16 protein-coding genes are annotated in these 14,105 nt (G+C 56.9%); 12 read left to right on the top strand and 4 right to left on the bottom strand.

Going from position 1 to position 14,105, the window contains the following annotated elements; all coding sequences use genetic code 11:
- Positions 1-20: 20 nt before the first annotated feature.
- Both BST95_RS15215 and BST95_RS15220 read left to right on the top strand, forming a co-directional pair.
- Positions 21-1,070: an isoaspartyl peptidase/L-asparaginase family protein gene (locus tag BST95_RS15215; protein WP_084200390.1), complete on the top strand. Its 1,050-nt coding sequence runs from the start codon at positions 21-23 to the stop codon at positions 1,068-1,070.
- A gap of 84 nt (positions 1,071-1,154) precedes the next feature.
- Positions 1,155-1,679, top strand: a complete 525-nt coding sequence (locus BST95_RS15220; protein ID WP_084200391.1) for an aminoacyl-tRNA deacylase — start codon at positions 1,155-1,157, stop codon at positions 1,677-1,679.
- 104 nt (positions 1,680-1,783) lie between these two features.
- On the opposite strand, the gene BST95_RS15225 is transcribed toward BST95_RS15220, so the two are convergent.
- Positions 1,784-2,071 carry a helix-turn-helix domain-containing protein gene (locus BST95_RS15225; RefSeq protein ID WP_157114496.1) on the bottom strand — a complete coding sequence of 96 codons (288 nt, stop codon included), beginning with the start codon at positions 2,069-2,071 and terminating at the stop codon, positions 1,784-1,786.
- A 138-nt stretch (positions 2,072-2,209) separates the two neighbouring features.
- Between BST95_RS15225 and BST95_RS15230 the strand changes: the two genes are divergently transcribed.
- From BST95_RS15230 to BST95_RS15260, 7 genes are all read left to right on the top strand, one after another.
- Entirely contained in the window at positions 2,210-2,422 is a 213-nt protein-coding gene (locus BST95_RS15230) for a hypothetical protein (RefSeq protein ID WP_084200393.1), read from the top strand.
- A complete protein-coding gene (locus tag BST95_RS15235; protein WP_084200394.1) occupies positions 2,419-3,114 on the top strand; it encodes a class II aldolase/adducin family protein in 696 nt (231 codons plus the stop codon). Before BST95_RS15230 ends, BST95_RS15235 begins: the two co-directional genes overlap by 4 nt.
- A gap of 6 nt (positions 3,115-3,120) precedes the next feature.
- Positions 3,121-3,423, top strand: coding sequence for an aminotransferase class III-fold pyridoxal phosphate-dependent enzyme (locus BST95_RS15240; protein ID WP_084200395.1), 303 nt, complete (start codon positions 3,121-3,123; stop codon positions 3,421-3,423).
- Between the two features lie 709 nt (positions 3,424-4,132).
- Positions 4,133-4,744, top strand: coding sequence for a TetR/AcrR family transcriptional regulator (locus BST95_RS15245; RefSeq protein WP_084200396.1), 612 nt, complete (start codon positions 4,133-4,135; stop codon positions 4,742-4,744).
- Entirely contained in the window at positions 4,741-6,009 is a 1,269-nt protein-coding gene (locus BST95_RS15250) for a saccharopine dehydrogenase family protein (RefSeq protein WP_169843963.1), read from the top strand. The genes BST95_RS15245 and BST95_RS15250 overlap by 4 nt, the downstream gene beginning before the upstream one ends.
- A gap of 740 nt (positions 6,010-6,749) precedes the next feature.
- On the top strand, positions 6,750-7,637 hold the full coding sequence (locus tag BST95_RS15255; RefSeq protein ID WP_084200398.1) for a patatin-like phospholipase family protein: 888 nt from the start codon (positions 6,750-6,752) through the stop codon (positions 7,635-7,637).
- The gene (locus BST95_RS15260; RefSeq protein WP_084200399.1) at positions 7,634-8,314 is read left to right on the top strand and encodes an SDR family oxidoreductase; all 681 of its coding nucleotides are present in this window, start codon (positions 7,634-7,636) and stop codon (positions 8,312-8,314) included. Before BST95_RS15255 ends, BST95_RS15260 begins: the two co-directional genes overlap by 4 nt.
- An 8-nt stretch (positions 8,315-8,322) precedes the next feature.
- On the opposite strand, the gene BST95_RS15265 is transcribed toward BST95_RS15260, so the two are convergent.
- Genes BST95_RS15265 through BST95_RS15275 form a run of 3 tightly spaced genes read right to left on the bottom strand, consistent with a single transcriptional unit; the run spans position 8,323 to position 11,302 of the window.
- Positions 8,323-8,856 (bottom strand): HugZ family pyridoxamine 5'-phosphate oxidase, encoded by a 534-nt coding sequence (locus BST95_RS15265; RefSeq protein WP_084200400.1) that lies wholly within the window; start codon positions 8,854-8,856, stop codon positions 8,323-8,325.
- Positions 8,857-8,864: 8 nt separating this feature from the next.
- Positions 8,865-9,266, bottom strand: coding sequence for a heme utilization cystosolic carrier protein HutX (gene hutX / locus BST95_RS15270; protein WP_084200401.1), 402 nt, complete (start codon positions 9,264-9,266; stop codon positions 8,865-8,867).
- A gap of 11 nt (positions 9,267-9,277) precedes the next feature.
- Positions 9,278-11,302, bottom strand: coding sequence for a TonB-dependent hemoglobin/transferrin/lactoferrin family receptor (locus BST95_RS15275; RefSeq protein WP_205737287.1), 2,025 nt, complete (start codon positions 11,300-11,302; stop codon positions 9,278-9,280).
- 176 nt (positions 11,303-11,478) lie between these two features.
- On the opposite strand from BST95_RS15275, the gene BST95_RS15280 reads away from it, so the two are divergent.
- The 3 genes from BST95_RS15280 to BST95_RS15290 are packed head-to-tail and all read left to right on the top strand — an operon-like array spanning position 11,479 to position 14,100.
- Positions 11,479-12,315 (top strand): heme/hemin ABC transporter substrate-binding protein, encoded by an 837-nt coding sequence (locus tag BST95_RS15280; protein WP_169843964.1) that lies wholly within the window; start codon positions 11,479-11,481, stop codon positions 12,313-12,315.
- 35 nt (positions 12,316-12,350) lie between these two features.
- A complete protein-coding gene (locus tag BST95_RS15285; protein ID WP_229801590.1) occupies positions 12,351-13,334 on the top strand; it encodes a FecCD family ABC transporter permease in 984 nt (327 codons plus the stop codon).
- 4 nt (positions 13,335-13,338) lie between these two features.
- Positions 13,339-14,100: a heme ABC transporter ATP-binding protein gene (locus tag BST95_RS15290; RefSeq protein ID WP_084200403.1), complete on the top strand. Its 762-nt coding sequence runs from the start codon at positions 13,339-13,341 to the stop codon at positions 14,098-14,100.
- Positions 14,101-14,105: the final 5 nt, after the last annotated feature.

Genomic DNA, 14,105 nt, shown 5'->3' on the forward strand with positions numbered 1-14,105 from the left:
AGCGGAAGGAAGACCAAATTATGCTCAAGGTACAGATTCTGAAACCCGCCATTGCCGCCCTCTCCCTCGCGGTAGCTGCCTCGGGAATGGCAGCATCATCAGAAACGTCAGCGCCGCTGGCCATCGTCATCCACGGTGGGGCGGGCACAATCCTCAAGGAAAATATGACCGAGGTCACTGAAAAAGCGGTACGCGCCAAGCTCACAGAGGCCACCAACGCCGGCTATGCGGTGCTTGAGAACAATGGCTCAGCCATGGACGCGGTGATCGCTGCCATTCGTATTCTCGAGGATTCGCCGCTGTTCAATGCGGGACGCGGGGCGGTGTATAACTATGAAGGGCACCACGAACTCGACGCTTCACTTATGGACGGTGCCGACCAGAACGCGGGGGCTGTGGCGGGGGTCCAACATATCCGCAATCCGATCTCGCTCGCTCGCCTGGTGATGGATGCTTCTCCACATGTGATGTTAATGGGTGAAGGTGCCGAGGCATTTGCCCGCAGCCAGGATGTACCCATGGTCGACAACAGTATTTTCAATACCGAGCGACGCTACGAAGCCCTGCAAAAGGCCAAACAGAAACTGGAGAAAGAAGAGCGACTGGGCAAGGACTACCAGGCCGCTCTCGACGCCCTCCCCCTCCATTACCGCTATGGCACAGTCGGTGCCGTAGCCCTCGACGCTTCCGGCAATCTTGCTGCAGGCACCTCTACCGGCGGCATGACGGCCAAGCGCTACGGCAGAATTGGCGATGCACCCATTATTGGCGCGGGTACCTGGGCGGATAATGCCAGCTGTGCCGTGTCCGCTACCGGTCACGGTGAATACTTTATCCGCTTCCACGTTGCAGCCGATATTTGTGCTCGCGTGAAGTATCAGGGTAAATCCGCGCAACAGGCGGCCGATAATGTGATTCACGATGTGCTGATGCCGGCAGGTGGAACCGGGGGCGTTATCGTGCTCGATCCGTCCGGGAACATCAGTATGAGTTTCAATACACCGGGCATGTATCGGGCCTCGCGCTCCAGGGAACAACCAGTGAAAACCGGCATCTACAAGGCGGACTAACAGCACTATTTCGATAGCAGTAAGCGTTATTAGGTCGCCGCAAGTTTTCGCCATACCTATGTGACATCAAAGGGAGATCACGCTATGAGCACTGCGCCGAGACTGGATAACTTCCTGCGCCTAAGCCAGACCGAGTACCGCACTGTCGATCACCGCCACACCGAATCAGCCGTCGGTTCGGCACATGCTGCCCACTTATCGACAGCCCGGGTAGCCAAATCCGTGCTGCTGCGCGACCGACGCAGCGGGCAGTATCTGATAGCACTCACCCCCGCCTGTTATCGGGTCAATCTCGACTGGGTGCGCGAAAACACAGCGGCAGATCCGGTACTTGCCCGCGAAGCAGAACTGAGTGATGTCTTCCCCGACTTTGAGCTAGGCGCGGTGCCGGGCCTTGGTCAGGCCTACCAACTGGATATGGTCTGGGATGATGATCTGGGCCAACAGCCCAGTGTGTACTTCGAGGCGGGCGATCACGAGGGGCTGATCGAAATTACCCAGGCTGAATTCCACCGTCTGTTCGATGCGTTCCCGCACGGTATTATCAGCCAGCCAAGTGATGATTATCTGGCCTACCAGGCCTCTGAGTTCTGGGGTGGGCAGCGCTAGCTAGCTGTCGCCCTGCGCCGGCAGGCCAGTGGTGCTTCGCCGGTCCAGAATTTAAACGCCCGACGAAAATTACTCAGGTCGGTGTAACCAACCAGTACCGCTATTTACTCCAGCTTCAACCGCGAGGTTGTGAGGTATTCGATCGCGAGTTTGCGTCGCACGTCATTGAGCAGCAATTGATAAGACGTTCCCTCCGCAGTGAGAGCACGGCGCAGCGTACTCTCACTCATACCATAATCTGCGGCAACTTCCGCTATGGGTGGGTAGCGGCCCGGTTGCTGCACCAGGCGTGTGCGTACCTGCTCCGCAATACCGCCACTGCCCTCCTCTTCCAGCACCCTGACCATCAGGTTGATCATGAACGGAGGTATGCATTGTGTGTCCGCGCCCATAGCTAACCCCATCAAGTTCTGTCGCCAGTCTAAGAAAATCGACCGAAATTAACCAGTATTTGAAGGAGTTCGCCCTCCTAACCTTACGCAGTGCCACTTACTATGTAGGCTCAATCATAACTCTGAGCGGAGCGCCAGATGACCAGGTCATTTGTCAGTGTGGGGGCCACAATCCTCGATATCTTAAGCTATCAGATCGACAGCATCCCCGAGCAGGCAGCCCGCTTTGGCGCCGCCACCGCCGCCCAGGTGGCCAGCGCCGTTGGCTCCAATGGCGCTGTGGGCAGTTATACAGATACGCTGGCGATCATGAATGCAGGCATCATGCCCACTGAGGAGACTACAACATGACTCAATACAGCAACGATACCCGGAGCCGCCAGGTGGTGGTTGATGCGTTGGTCGCTCTGGGGGACAAAGGCCTTAACAAAGGCACATCGGGGAACGTCTCGATAGCCACCAGCGACGGCATGCTGATTACGCCGACCGGCGTCAGCCCGGAACAACTGCAGCCAGAGCATATTGTTCACATGACCCTTGACGGGCAACCCGATGCAGACCAGCTCACGCCCTCCAGCGAGTGGAAAATGCACGCCGATGTCTATGCCAACAAGCCGGGCATTACTGCGGTTGTCCACTGTCATTCGCCCTACGCGACCATACTCGCGTGCGCACGCAAACCTATTCCCGCCATGCACTATATGGTGGCGGCAACCGGCAGTTGCTGTATCCCATTGGCGGACTATGCCACCTTTGGCAGTCAGGCCTTGTCTGACGCCAACGTCGACGCGCTGTCCTCCTCGCTGGCCTGCCTGCTGGCCAATCACGGCCAACTCGCCACCGGCTTCAACATCGAAAGCGCACTCAAACTCGCCGAATTAGTCGAGGAGCAGGCGCACTGCTACTGGGGCACCCTGGCCATAGGCGGCCCCGTCGTCCTGGACAAAGCGCAAATGGACGACGTGCTGGTCGCCTTCGCCAGCTACGGACAACAGGCTGAGCGCAAAGACCTGGCCAGAGGCAACAAACTCAACAAGGACTGATACGCCATGTACTCGATCGACAACGACCTCAAGCTGCGCGAGCGCGCCCAGCGCGCGTTTCCCAGCGGTGTCTATGGCCACCAGGCCTCCGCCTCTTTGTCACCCATGCATCCGCAGTTCTTCACCCGGGCCGAAGGTCCGTATTTGTGGGACACCGATGGCAATCAGTACATCGACTTTATGTGCGGCTATGGCACCAATCTGCTCGGCTACTGTCATCCCAAGGTCGATGCGGCGGCCCTAAAACAACAGACCATCGCCGATGCCGCGACCGGGCCCAGCTCAGGCCGCCATCGTCGCTGGTCATGACCGCGGCGCTGTGGTGTAGGACAGGTTCATTGAGGCCGCTGAGGTTATAGCCGAGTACCACCCGCCCCTGCACAGCATCAAACAGCGGTGTCGCATTGCCACACTTGCCGCGACGCTCCTTTAGTTTGTCTCGCAACCCTTACATACGTGTAACTCATTGATTTTGCTAGCAAGTGGCCATGTAAGAGTTTTCATGTTTTTTTGCTTACAAGGGCGAGCATCCGAGATGCCAAACCTAACTGGATTTTCGCGAAATCTGCTCAAATATAGAGCATGGCCACAGATCGGAGTGTCCGCTTTGGGGCCAAAAGCGGACTTTGGACCTAATTCCTAGAATGTCCGCTTTCACCTCAAAGCGGCCGGTCGGTGAAGTTAAAATAACGTTTTTTTAGGACCGCTTCCGGCCAGGAGCAGCCAACTTAAATCACATCTGTGATGCTTGAAGTTGCCAGAATTGACGTAATTTCCAGAAACGTTGAAGCGAAAGCTCTGGAAACGCTCTCCAGCCAGAATCGAAGGGCACTGATCGGCCGGGAGCAGCGCAGCGTTGGATATTGTTATCGATCAATTAGGGACTGTAGATTAATGAATCTGATTTATTGCCAGGAAAAACACTTAGCATCTGAAAATCCAACCGCCAGTCCAGCGAGGTTGACAAAGTACCGGTTCAATAATAACATCGTTATAACGTTGTAATTTTATTTTATTTATGAAGACAGCTACTCGAGATCGCATCCTGAACTGCACAGCTAAATTGGCGACCACGCCCGATAACCGAAAGCTGACTATACGAAACGTAGCCGAAGACGCCGGGGTTACGACACAGGCGGTCTACACACTATTCGGCGGGAAGGAAGGTTTAATCGCCGCTCTTTTTGAGGAGTGCTGGAATACGCTGACTCATCGTCTTCGCGATGTGCCAGAGAGCAGCCACCCCCTGGAAACCCTGTGTTCCCTAGGCCGTTGTTACATCCAGTTTGCCAAAGAGAATCCGGAGTTCTACACGCTAATGATCGGTCGGGCCACTGGCAGCGTTACCGTGCCTGATCGGGAGCTACGGCACGCGGCGCCGTGGAGTTCCATCACCATCAATGTCGTCAACAAAGCTATAGCTGATGAAATTCTATCCGGCTCACCAGACGAAATTGGACGTCTCCTCTGGTCCACGGCGCACGGGTACATCGATCTCACCATCCATGGATACCTTCGATCAGATGATGAGCGCTTTTTACAACAGGCAACTCTGGCCTTGTTCAGCACTTTTGCCGGACCAAGATACTCGTCGGAGATGCTAATCAGCGAGGAGTGGTTCAGCTCTTGAAAACTTATCGATTGGTCGTGCTCGGTGCCACTGGCGTTACGGGTCAAAACACGTTCCGGCATCTTGCTGAGCATCTTCCGGCGGACTTTAGCTGGGCGATAGCCGGGAGAAATCCGGACAAAATGAAGAAGCTCGTGTCCGACTTCCCAGACAGGAATTCCACACCCGCTTACATCCCGGCGGACATCGTAGACAGAGATTCCGTCGATGCCCTAATCAAAAATTGCGACGTGCTGATTCACCTCGCGGGCCCTTACGCCACGCACGGCGAACTGTTTTTTGAAAAATGTATCGAGCATCGCACGCATTATGTCGATATCGGCGGCGAAACGTTCTTTATTAAGAGGATGATCGAAAAGTACCACCAGGCTGCGAGCGAAAAAAAAGTGATTTTGCTCCCCACGGCCGGGTACGAATCAGTACCCTTTGATCTGCTAACCCTGCTTGCGATAACACATCTTGAAGGCGCCTATCAGGAGCACTGCGAAAAGATAAAAATTGTCACCTCATTCCACAGATTAGGGGGCGTCCGAGATAACCGTATTAGCGGAGGAAGCATCGGCACAATGAGGAACATTTTGGCGGGGGATGACTGCAATGCGTTTAATGACATGGCCTGCCTCCTGCCTCCCAAGGCAGACAACGGTCGGGTGCGAGACCGCAACAAGATTCGCTATGCTGCTCGCTATGATGAGGACGTCCAGGCTTTTACAGGTCCGCTGCAGCCCGCGCCCTTCCTGAACGTCCCTGTCGTTCTTCGTTCTGCACACCTCCTTTCCCAGGCTGGTATCGACTACGGAGCAAACTTCTCCTACAGCGATTCCATGACTATGGAGTTCTATGCTGACAGCCCTGAGGGTCAGCAGCGAGCCGCGAAGAGAAGTGCGAGGATCAACAGAATTACCTCAATAGCGCTTGCAGGGCCCAGGCCACTGCGTGGGCTTATCCGACGCCGACTTGATAGCCTGGGTGTCGAGCCCGGTGACGGCCCCAGCCAGGAGTCGCTGCCCTTCGTTGACTACACGCTGAGACTGTTTGGCGAATCTGACAGAGGGCGTTCTATACGGGCACAAGCCAGGGCTAAAGGGCATCCTGGCTACTTATCCACTTCAAAGATCGTCGCGGAGGTGGGGCTTTTTCTTGCGGAGGAGAACACTCGGCCGCCCGTTTCCTTCGGTGTGGTAACGCCCGCAACGGCGCTAGGACTAGAGTTTCTGCCCCGCTTGGAGCGAGCCGGCGTGAAGATGGAGATGTGCGATTACTAGTACGTCAAAGCCACTAGGCTGGAAGGGCTATACCGTTGGCGGAGCAACAACCTCTAATCGTGACCGCTTTGTGGTTTTGACCTAAATCCGTGAACACCTAGAATAGAGCCAGAAAGCCCGGCGGATGTGTCAGATGAGAAACCCCAAGGCGTACAAACGCTATCGCACGGAGTTTACGCAAGAGGCGGTACACAGAGCAGCGGAGGAAGGCACAACCGATGAAGCGGTCATCGGCCCAAGATTCTCCCAACGACTCAAAATAGGCGAAACCGGTCGTTCTGGATCGGGCTGGGCGATGTCCGCTTTGGGCGACGAAAGCAGACGTTGGTAACAGCCTATCCCAAAGGCTCCCATAATCAAATAGCGGGGTCCTGGATATGGCCATACACCAGGCAACTTGTGAACGCACCGCGTGGAACCGAGGCCTAATCATTGGCCAAAAAAGGCCGCTGAAGATAGTGTCTTTGGCTGGCGTCACACCGGCACGGGTGTGGTGGTAGCCCAGAAACGTGAAGCCCCGGTCTATACAAAGAAATACAGAAACACGAGCATCGCAACGGTGCTGATGTTGGTCGTAACGGCGATAAAGCGCTGGGCTTTCATAGTCTGTCTCACGCTGGTGGTAATCAGGTTCTAGCGGCTTGGCGTCAAGTATTGAGCCGGCGTATGAAATAAACCTTAACTTTCCCAGCTCGGGGAACATATTATGGGGCTTCGTCCGACGGTAACTTTCCAACGCAATGACATCGACTACGCGCGCGCCCATCAAGAACGCTATTTTTGCTGGCGGCGGCAGCCGCTGCCTTTGGCAGGTGGGTTTCTGGGACGGTGCCAATAGCGCGGGACTGGGCCTGCAGGACAGCGTGGACTATGCCGCCAGTACCAGCGCGGGATGTGCCATGGCCACCGCATGCATGCTCGGGCGCGGGGCCGAGGCGCTGGCCATGTTCAAGGTGCTAACCGATCAGAACCCCGCCAACATCCATTGGCACAATCTAAAACCCGGCTCTGGTACACCGCTGCTTCCGCACATGAACATGTACCGTCATGCCCTGAAGCACTTTCTCACGGAAGATGATCTTCAAGCACTGGCCGGGCGCAAATTGGAATTTCTGATGGCCCGGTTTCCCGCGTGGCTTCCCAACGCCATCGGCACACCGCTGGCGTTCAGCATCTACGGCCTGGAAAAACATCTCACCGGTGTATTGCACCCCAACTGGACAAGCAAATTGGGATTTGAGCCACTGCGTTACGGCAACCAGAACGCCGCCACCATTGCCGATCTGATCGACACGATCCTCGCATCGTCCTGTGTGCCGCCGGTACTGCCTTTTGGTCGCTATCGGGGGATGCGTGTACTCGATGGCGGTATCATCGACAACGTGCCCGCCTTCATGGCCGACGACCGCGAGGGAAACACGTTGGTGCTACTGAGCAAGCGCTATCGCCAGGCTCTGCCCACATCTGATACGCGTATCTACGTACAGCCCAGCGAGCAAATCCATCTCGATAAATTTGACTACGCCAATCCGCAGGGACTCCAGGACACCTATGATCTAGGCTATGCCGATGGCAAGACTTTTACATCCCAACATTGGGAAAACACCCCTAGAGGAATCGCATTATGAGCCCGGTATTACAAGGCAAACGTATTCTCGTCACCCAGGCTGAAACATTCATGGGGCCCGCAATCTGTGACGAACTCACGGCTCAGGGTGCCGACGTCATTCGGCAAGAGGGTGCACTGACAACACCAGAGGCCGTGATTGATGCCATTGATTCAGCGGGTGACTTCGACATCCTCATTGCCAACCTCGCCATTGCAGCTCCAACGACACCGGCCACCGAGGTTGCGGATGAAGAGTGGACAGCCGTTTTTGACGCCCTGGTTCACCCCCTGCCGCGACTTGCCCGTGCCGTGCTGCCTGCCTGGGAAGCGCGTGGCAGCGGCAAGCTGATTGTCGTTGGTAGTGCTTCTGCGCTGCGCGGCATTAATCGCACGTCGACCTACTGCGCCGCGCGCGGTGCCCAGGTGTCGTGGGTCCAGGCTGTGGGACTGGAAATGGCCCGGCATGGCATTCAGGTGAATTGTATCGCACAGAACTTTGTGGAGAACCCGAGTTACTTTCCCACGGAAGTGCAGGAGAACCCGCGCTTTCAGGAGCGTCTGAAACGCGAGGTCCCCCTGGGCAGGCTGGTCACCGCTAAAGAGGATGTCAGCCTGATCGCCTACCTGTGCTCGGACGTGGCCGACTGTTTTGTCGGCCAGGTATTTCCGATGTGCGGTGGCTGGGTAGGCCGCTAAGCCACGACTCAGGCGTTCGCTGCCTCAGCCCGGGGCTTGTGGCCGTCGGTCATGTGGGTCAGCACCTCTCCCACGAGAGTCTTGCCCGCGAGATGGAAGGCACGACCAAAGCCCTTCACATAACGACCGTGGGTCGGCACCAGGCGGAACATTTTGAAATCGGCAAGCTTACTCAGATTGCCCGGGCGGTCGCCGTGGCGCTGGACGAGACAGTCCAGCGCTGTCTGCCAGTCGTCAGAACCGTGCTCAAGCTGCTGCACGTCCATGGCGTAGTTAACGCGAATACGCGCATAGAGTTCCTCCGCTGAATCCTCATCTTCCACGATTAATACTGATGCTCTCGGGTTCTTCTGCAGGTTGACGCCGTGAACGGCTATCTCACTCAACAGCACGTAGAGACAATCCTCACCGATAGCAAACGGCGCATAAGAAGCGTAGGGGTAACCGTCCGCATCAATACTGGCCAACTGCAAACTCTTGCGCGCATCAATAAAGTCTCTCACCTCGGTACTGAGGCGAACCTGCATTGCTTTGTTTTTCATAGTTTTCCTTACGCTGCGACCTTGAGTTGATCGCGGATCATGTTGAATTTTTCGAGCTGTGCGGCAAAAACCTCACCTTGCTCGTCGCGCCCGAGAAAGACCTTGAACAGGTTTTCACCGCTGGCGTTATTAAAGGTAAACGCATAACTTGCGCGCCCACGATGGAGTTTGTCCTGAAAGCCGATCGATGCGATGGCGTCGAGGCGGATGTGGCCTTCAAAGCCACCCGAGGTACAGCCATCGAGGTTGTAGAACCCCATGCCAATGTCACCGGCGGGGAAACTGCCTTTGAACTCAAACACACAGCCACCATGGAGGATAACCGTGGTCAATTTTCCCCAGGTGGCCACTTCGCGCAGCAGCGCCTCGGCCTCACTGCCCGCAAGTGCGGGCGCTGATTCATGACCCATGTCGATCACTCCTAGAAACGATATCGCGCGCTGAAAATCACTTCGCGGCCAGCGGAGTAAAGCTGTTCCCAGGCCTGGCGATAGTATTTGTCTTCGAGGTTGTTAACAGACAGATCGAAGCGCACGCCTTCAACTGCCTGTGGCTGCCAGCTGAGATACAGATCGGTAACGCCATAGCTGTCATAAACCGTGCCACCCACATTTTCTTCGTAATCCGTACGCGCCTGGTCATCGGCGTATACGTAACGCACGCCGGCCAGCATATTGATGGATTCAAAACCAAAGGACGCATCAAGCTTCCAGGTATCGGCAGGAATATTGGTGAGGTCTTCACCGGTATTGTCATCTTCGCCGCGCACCTGTCCGTAAGAGGCTTTCAGTGCGAGAGGCCCACGCAGGTAGGCTGCAGAGATCTCCGCACCTTCCAGGATGGCTTCATCAACATTAAACCAGGAGGTAGTGCCCGGATCGAAGCGGGTAAAGTCCGGGAACGCCACGACCTGTTCGATGAAGTTGTCGACATTGTTTTGGAACACTGCCGCTTCCACGTGAATAACATCGGCGCCAAGCGTGTCCGCGAAAGCCATCTTGGCATTCAACTCCGTGTTAGCTGCCTCTTCTGGCTCGAGCTCTGGATTGGGTTCAAAGGTATTGCAAAAACCGGGGAACATGCAGAAGTGATAACCGGTGCTGTACAACTCCTCGGAACCCGGCGCGCGGAAAGCACGATCGTGACGCACGCTGAGAACCAACCAATCTGCTGCATCCCAGACAATCGCTGCCGACGGTGAAGTGGCGCTGTCACTGGAGCTGGCATCGAGATTTTTCGCCTCGGTTTCGAAATCGTCGTAGCGCAATCCGAACTCCAGGTTCCAGGCATCCGCCAGTGGCACCTCCGCCAGGCCATACACGCTCCAGGATGTGGTCTGAGCTTCCGGCGGCTGTGGGCGATTTTCGCCGCCGCGCGCGGTGTCGAAATCTTCAATGTAGGTATCGATTCCGTAGAGCAGACGCGTATTACCCAACAGGCTCTGGTTGGTCAGATTGAAGCCCCAGGTGTCAATCTCTGTGGTATCCGCGCGGCCGTCGGCGACGCGGACCTCATCCATCTCTACCTGATTGTTATACAAACGGGCCTCGAGGTTCAGCCAGTCGTTACCTGCATCCAGGCGATAGGATAGGTTGGTGTTGTCGGTGGTCTGCTTGCGGTCAATCATGAAGTTGCTGGTGCCATTGAGCTCTGCAGCGGCATTGGTCGGGACCGCACCGTCCCAGTCAGAGTGACGATAGGCGAGCTCAATATCCTGGCCCTCTGCAAGGTTCCAGTTCAGTTTACCCATCGCCCCCCAGGACTCAGACTCTGAACCCAGCAGTTCTTGACCATTACCCATTTCGAGATGGTCGCTATCGCGTCCATAGCCGCTCACAAGCCAGCCAAAGTCACCTTGCTTGCCGGCGAGGGCCATAGTGGCCGTGGCACCGTCGTTATTGTCGTTGTAACCACCCTTCGCAAAACCGCCCAACCCGCTGTCACCGTCGACCAGATCGTCAGCGTTAATCGTGTTCTGCGCGACCACCCCGCCGATGGCACCGGATCCCCAGAGACTACTCGCCGGACCGCGCACCGCCTCAACGGACTTGACCAACTCTGGATCGAGGAAATAACTGGGACGATGGCCAGACTCGAAGTTTTGTCGGGCGCCATCGATAGTCTGCAATACTTTGTTGCCAGTCAGGCCTCGCACGTTAACCGTCTGGTTGGCCGCTCGAGGCCCACCACTGGTTGTGATGTTCGGCGAGTACGCCAGGGCTTCAGCAATTGACTTGGGCTGAATTTGCAAGAGCTCTTCCTGGTCCACCACAGCGATACTACGCGCCACCTCATTGAGCGGCTTTTCGATACGCGTTGCGGTTACGACAACAGTTTCCAGGGCGGCTTGCTGCTCGCTGACAGTCTCTTCGGCCCAGGACGGGTTAACCGCCGCAGCGACGGCGGTCACCATGGTTAGTGATTTGAATACCCCACATTTGTGCATCGCTCGATCTCCTGTGTATTGGGATTGCGTGTTGGAAAGGCCGGCAATCTAGCAGCGAATTCCCCACATGTAAATGATAATGATTCTTATTGTATTTATTATTTGCAAAAAGTACTATGAGCTCGCTCACCCACACAGGGCCTGACAGGCCTTCGACGAAAATTGGAGTACTACGAATGCAACGCGGATTTATGGCACTGATGTTCGGCCTGGTGCTGGCCGTCTCTTTTGGCGTCCACGCCCAACCTCGCGTGATCAGCACCGACGGCGGTGCTACGCAGATTCTGTTCGCGCTTAACGTGGACAGCGCTCTGGTCGGCGTCGATGTCACCAGCGCTCTCCCGGAGGGATATCGTTCAGTGCCGAATGTCGGATACCACCGTGCACTGTCCCCGGAGGGCGTATTGGCACTTCAGCCTGATCTGGTCATTGGTTCGGAGCACATTGGGCCCGCGGCGGTACTATCCACACTCGCCAGCGCTGACGTCGCGGTGCTACAACTGCCCTCCCCCGACAGTGTCGCCACCCTGAAAGCCAACGTGCAGGAAATTGCGCAGTCCACAGGTGCCACCGACCATGCCGCTGAAGTAATCTCGGCCATCGAAGCAGATTCGCAGCGACTTGCCGCAGCAGACCTCGGCGCTGAGAGAGTCGCATTCATCCTCAGTATCGAACCCGGCAAACTGCTCATAGCTGGCACAAACACCGCCGGCGATGCCTTCATCCAGTTACTTGGCGCGAGCAATATCGGCGGCTTCGATGCCTATCGCACACTGTCTGCCGAAGCACTGCTAGAGCTAAACCCCTCGCTTATTCTGGTCGCGAGCCACGAGGGTGCTTCCCCAGCGCGACTCCTGGAATTGAACGCCATACTCGAATACGGGGATGCCGCGAAGCGCGGACGAATACTCAGCGTTAACGCGGCGAATCTTGTTGCCGGGCTGAGCCCCGGTGCGATCGCTGACGCGGTGCGTCTGGCAGATTCGCTTGGCCAATCGACCGCGGCACAATGAAGCGCTTGTCGTATAGAAATAGTGCCATCGCGCTCATGAGTCTGCTGATGCTCGGCGCCGTGGCTTCTGTCACTCAAGGTGCAATGGCTATCCCGGCCAAAAAGAGTCTACTGGCACTGATTGACGCAGCCATTGGCAGCAACGCGGCTGATCTGGCCAACTACCAGCGCGCAGTCATTGTCGAATTGCGCCTGCCACGAACTTTGCTCGCCTTACTGGTGGGCGCAATCCTTGCGCAATGTGGCGCGGCAATGCAGGGTATGTTTCGCAATCCGCTGGCAGACCCCGGTATTATCGGCGTGTCATCCGGCAGCGCTGTCGGGGCGGTGCTGGCGATATTTCTTTCGCCGCCCGAGCTGGCCTGGTGGATCGTCCCCCTGGGCGCCTTTGCCGCCGGATTCGGCACCAGCGTGCTTATCTACCAGTTGGCCAGAGGGTCCACAGGCACGTCGGTTTTCATTCTGCTTCTGGCGGGTATTGCCATCTCAGCGCTGGCAGGTGCATTTATTGGGTTTATCAGCTATATCGCTGACGACGCCCGGCTGCGGGATCTCAGCTTGTGGCAAATGGGTTCTCTGGCCTCTGCTGACAGCGGCCGGCTCTGGATTCTAGCCGCCGCATTCGCGCTGATAGCCTGGCGACTGCAGCGCAGCGCCAACGGCCTCAACGCGCTGTTACTCGGCGAGGCTGAAGCTCGCCATCTGGGTATTGATGTCGAACAGCTAAAGCGCGAACTGGTGCTCCTGGTTGCGCTGGGTGTGGGGCTGGCGGTTTCTGCCGCGGGTGTCATTGGTTTCATCGGTCTGGTTGTGCCCCACTTTGTGCGCATGCTGACGGGACCCAATCACACGACGCTACTGCCACTGGCGGCCCTGGGAGGAGCCTTGTTGCTACTGCTCGCTGATATCGGCGCACGACTTTTTCTCGCTCCGGCCGAACTACCCGTGGGCATTTTGACCGCGCTTCTCGGCGCGCCCTTTTTTCTGGTGCTGCTATTGCAGCAGCGACAGCGAGCATAGCCACATGTTGCACGTACACGATCTCAAGTTCAGCCGCGGGCGCGAATTCATCCTGCAAGTTGCCGACTGGCGGGCTAGTCCCGGTCACGTGCAAGCAGTGCTGGGAACCAATGGCGCGGGTAAATCGACATTCCTCAAACTGCTGTGCGGCGAGGAGGCTCCTACCGGCGGCGACATAAGGTTGCACGGACAACGCCTGCAAGACTGGAGCGCACTGGAACGCGCCCGCCATCTCGGCGTACTCCCCCAGGCCAGCTCATTGAGTTTTGCGTTCTCCGCTGAAGAAGTGGTGTCACTGGGCCTGACTCCGTTGAACACCGGCTGGCGCAACGCGCAACATACCGTGCGAGCCGTGATGCGCGCGACCGACTGTGCCCATCTGGCGAAAAAGCCCTATCCGCGTCTGTCCGGTGGCGAGCGGCAGCGTATTCACCTGGCCCGGGTGTTGGTGCAGCTCAGCCAGGCAGAACACGCGCCGGTGCTCTTATTAGACGAACCCACTTCTGCTCAGGATCTCGGCCAGCAACACCGCATGCTGGAACTCGCCAGCGGCCTCGCTCGCGAACACAACTATGCTGTTGTGGCCATTCTCCATGATCTGAACCTGACACTGCGCCACACCACTCACTGCCTGCATCTCGATGCCGGCCGCAGCGTGGCCCAGGGCGCGCCGCAGGAAGTGTTGAGCAGTGACAGCATAGCGAAATACTGGGGTTACAACGCGCAACTCATGCGCACCGCCGATGGTGCTCTCGTGGTCGCCTGACCTTT

This window comes from Halioglobus japonicus (assembly GCF_001983995.1).
In the GTDB taxonomy this organism is placed as follows: domain Bacteria; phylum Pseudomonadota; class Gammaproteobacteria; order Pseudomonadales; family Halieaceae; genus Halioglobus; species Halioglobus japonicus.

What these genes read in the sequence shown, in the direction of transcription:
- BST95_RS15245 (WP_084200396.1), top strand. Translation starts at nt 4,133, where the DNA reads ATGAAGACAGCTACTCGAGATCGCATCCTGAACTGCACAGCTAAATTG.
- BST95_RS15220 (WP_084200391.1), top strand. Translation starts at nt 1,155, where the DNA reads ATGAGCACTGCGCCGAGACTGGATAACTTCCTGCGCCTAAGCCAGACC.
- BST95_RS15280 (WP_169843964.1), top strand. Translation starts at nt 11,479, where the DNA reads ATGCAACGCGGATTTATGGCACTGATGTTCGGCCTGGTGCTGGCCGTC.
- BST95_RS15215 (WP_084200390.1), top strand. Translation starts at nt 21, where the DNA reads ATGCTCAAGGTACAGATTCTGAAACCCGCCATTGCCGCCCTCTCCCTC.
- hutX (WP_084200401.1), bottom strand. Translation starts at nt 9,266, where the DNA reads ATGGGTCATGAATCAGCGCCCGCACTTGCGGGCAGTGAGGCCGAGGCG.
- BST95_RS15275 (WP_205737287.1), bottom strand. Translation starts at nt 11,302, where the DNA reads ATGCACAAATGTGGGGTATTCAAATCACTAACCATGGTGACCGCCGTC.
- BST95_RS15255 (WP_084200398.1), top strand. Translation starts at nt 6,750, where the DNA reads ATGACATCGACTACGCGCGCGCCCATCAAGAACGCTATTTTTGCTGGC.
- BST95_RS15225 (WP_157114496.1), bottom strand. Translation starts at nt 2,071, where the DNA reads ATGGGCGCGGACACACAATGCATACCTCCGTTCATGATCAACCTGATG.
- BST95_RS15235 (WP_084200394.1), top strand. Translation starts at nt 2,419, where the DNA reads ATGACTCAATACAGCAACGATACCCGGAGCCGCCAGGTGGTGGTTGAT.
- BST95_RS15230 (WP_084200393.1), top strand. Translation starts at nt 2,210, where the DNA reads ATGACCAGGTCATTTGTCAGTGTGGGGGCCACAATCCTCGATATCTTA.
- BST95_RS15290 (WP_084200403.1), top strand. Translation starts at nt 13,339, where the DNA reads ATGTTGCACGTACACGATCTCAAGTTCAGCCGCGGGCGCGAATTCATC.
- BST95_RS15260 (WP_084200399.1), top strand. Translation starts at nt 7,634, where the DNA reads ATGAGCCCGGTATTACAAGGCAAACGTATTCTCGTCACCCAGGCTGAA.
- BST95_RS15265 (WP_084200400.1), bottom strand. Translation starts at nt 8,856, where the DNA reads ATGAAAAACAAAGCAATGCAGGTTCGCCTCAGTACCGAGGTGAGAGAC.
- BST95_RS15240 (WP_084200395.1), top strand. Translation starts at nt 3,121, where the DNA reads ATGTACTCGATCGACAACGACCTCAAGCTGCGCGAGCGCGCCCAGCGC.
- BST95_RS15285 (WP_229801590.1), top strand. Translation starts at nt 12,351, where the DNA reads ATGAGTCTGCTGATGCTCGGCGCCGTGGCTTCTGTCACTCAAGGTGCA.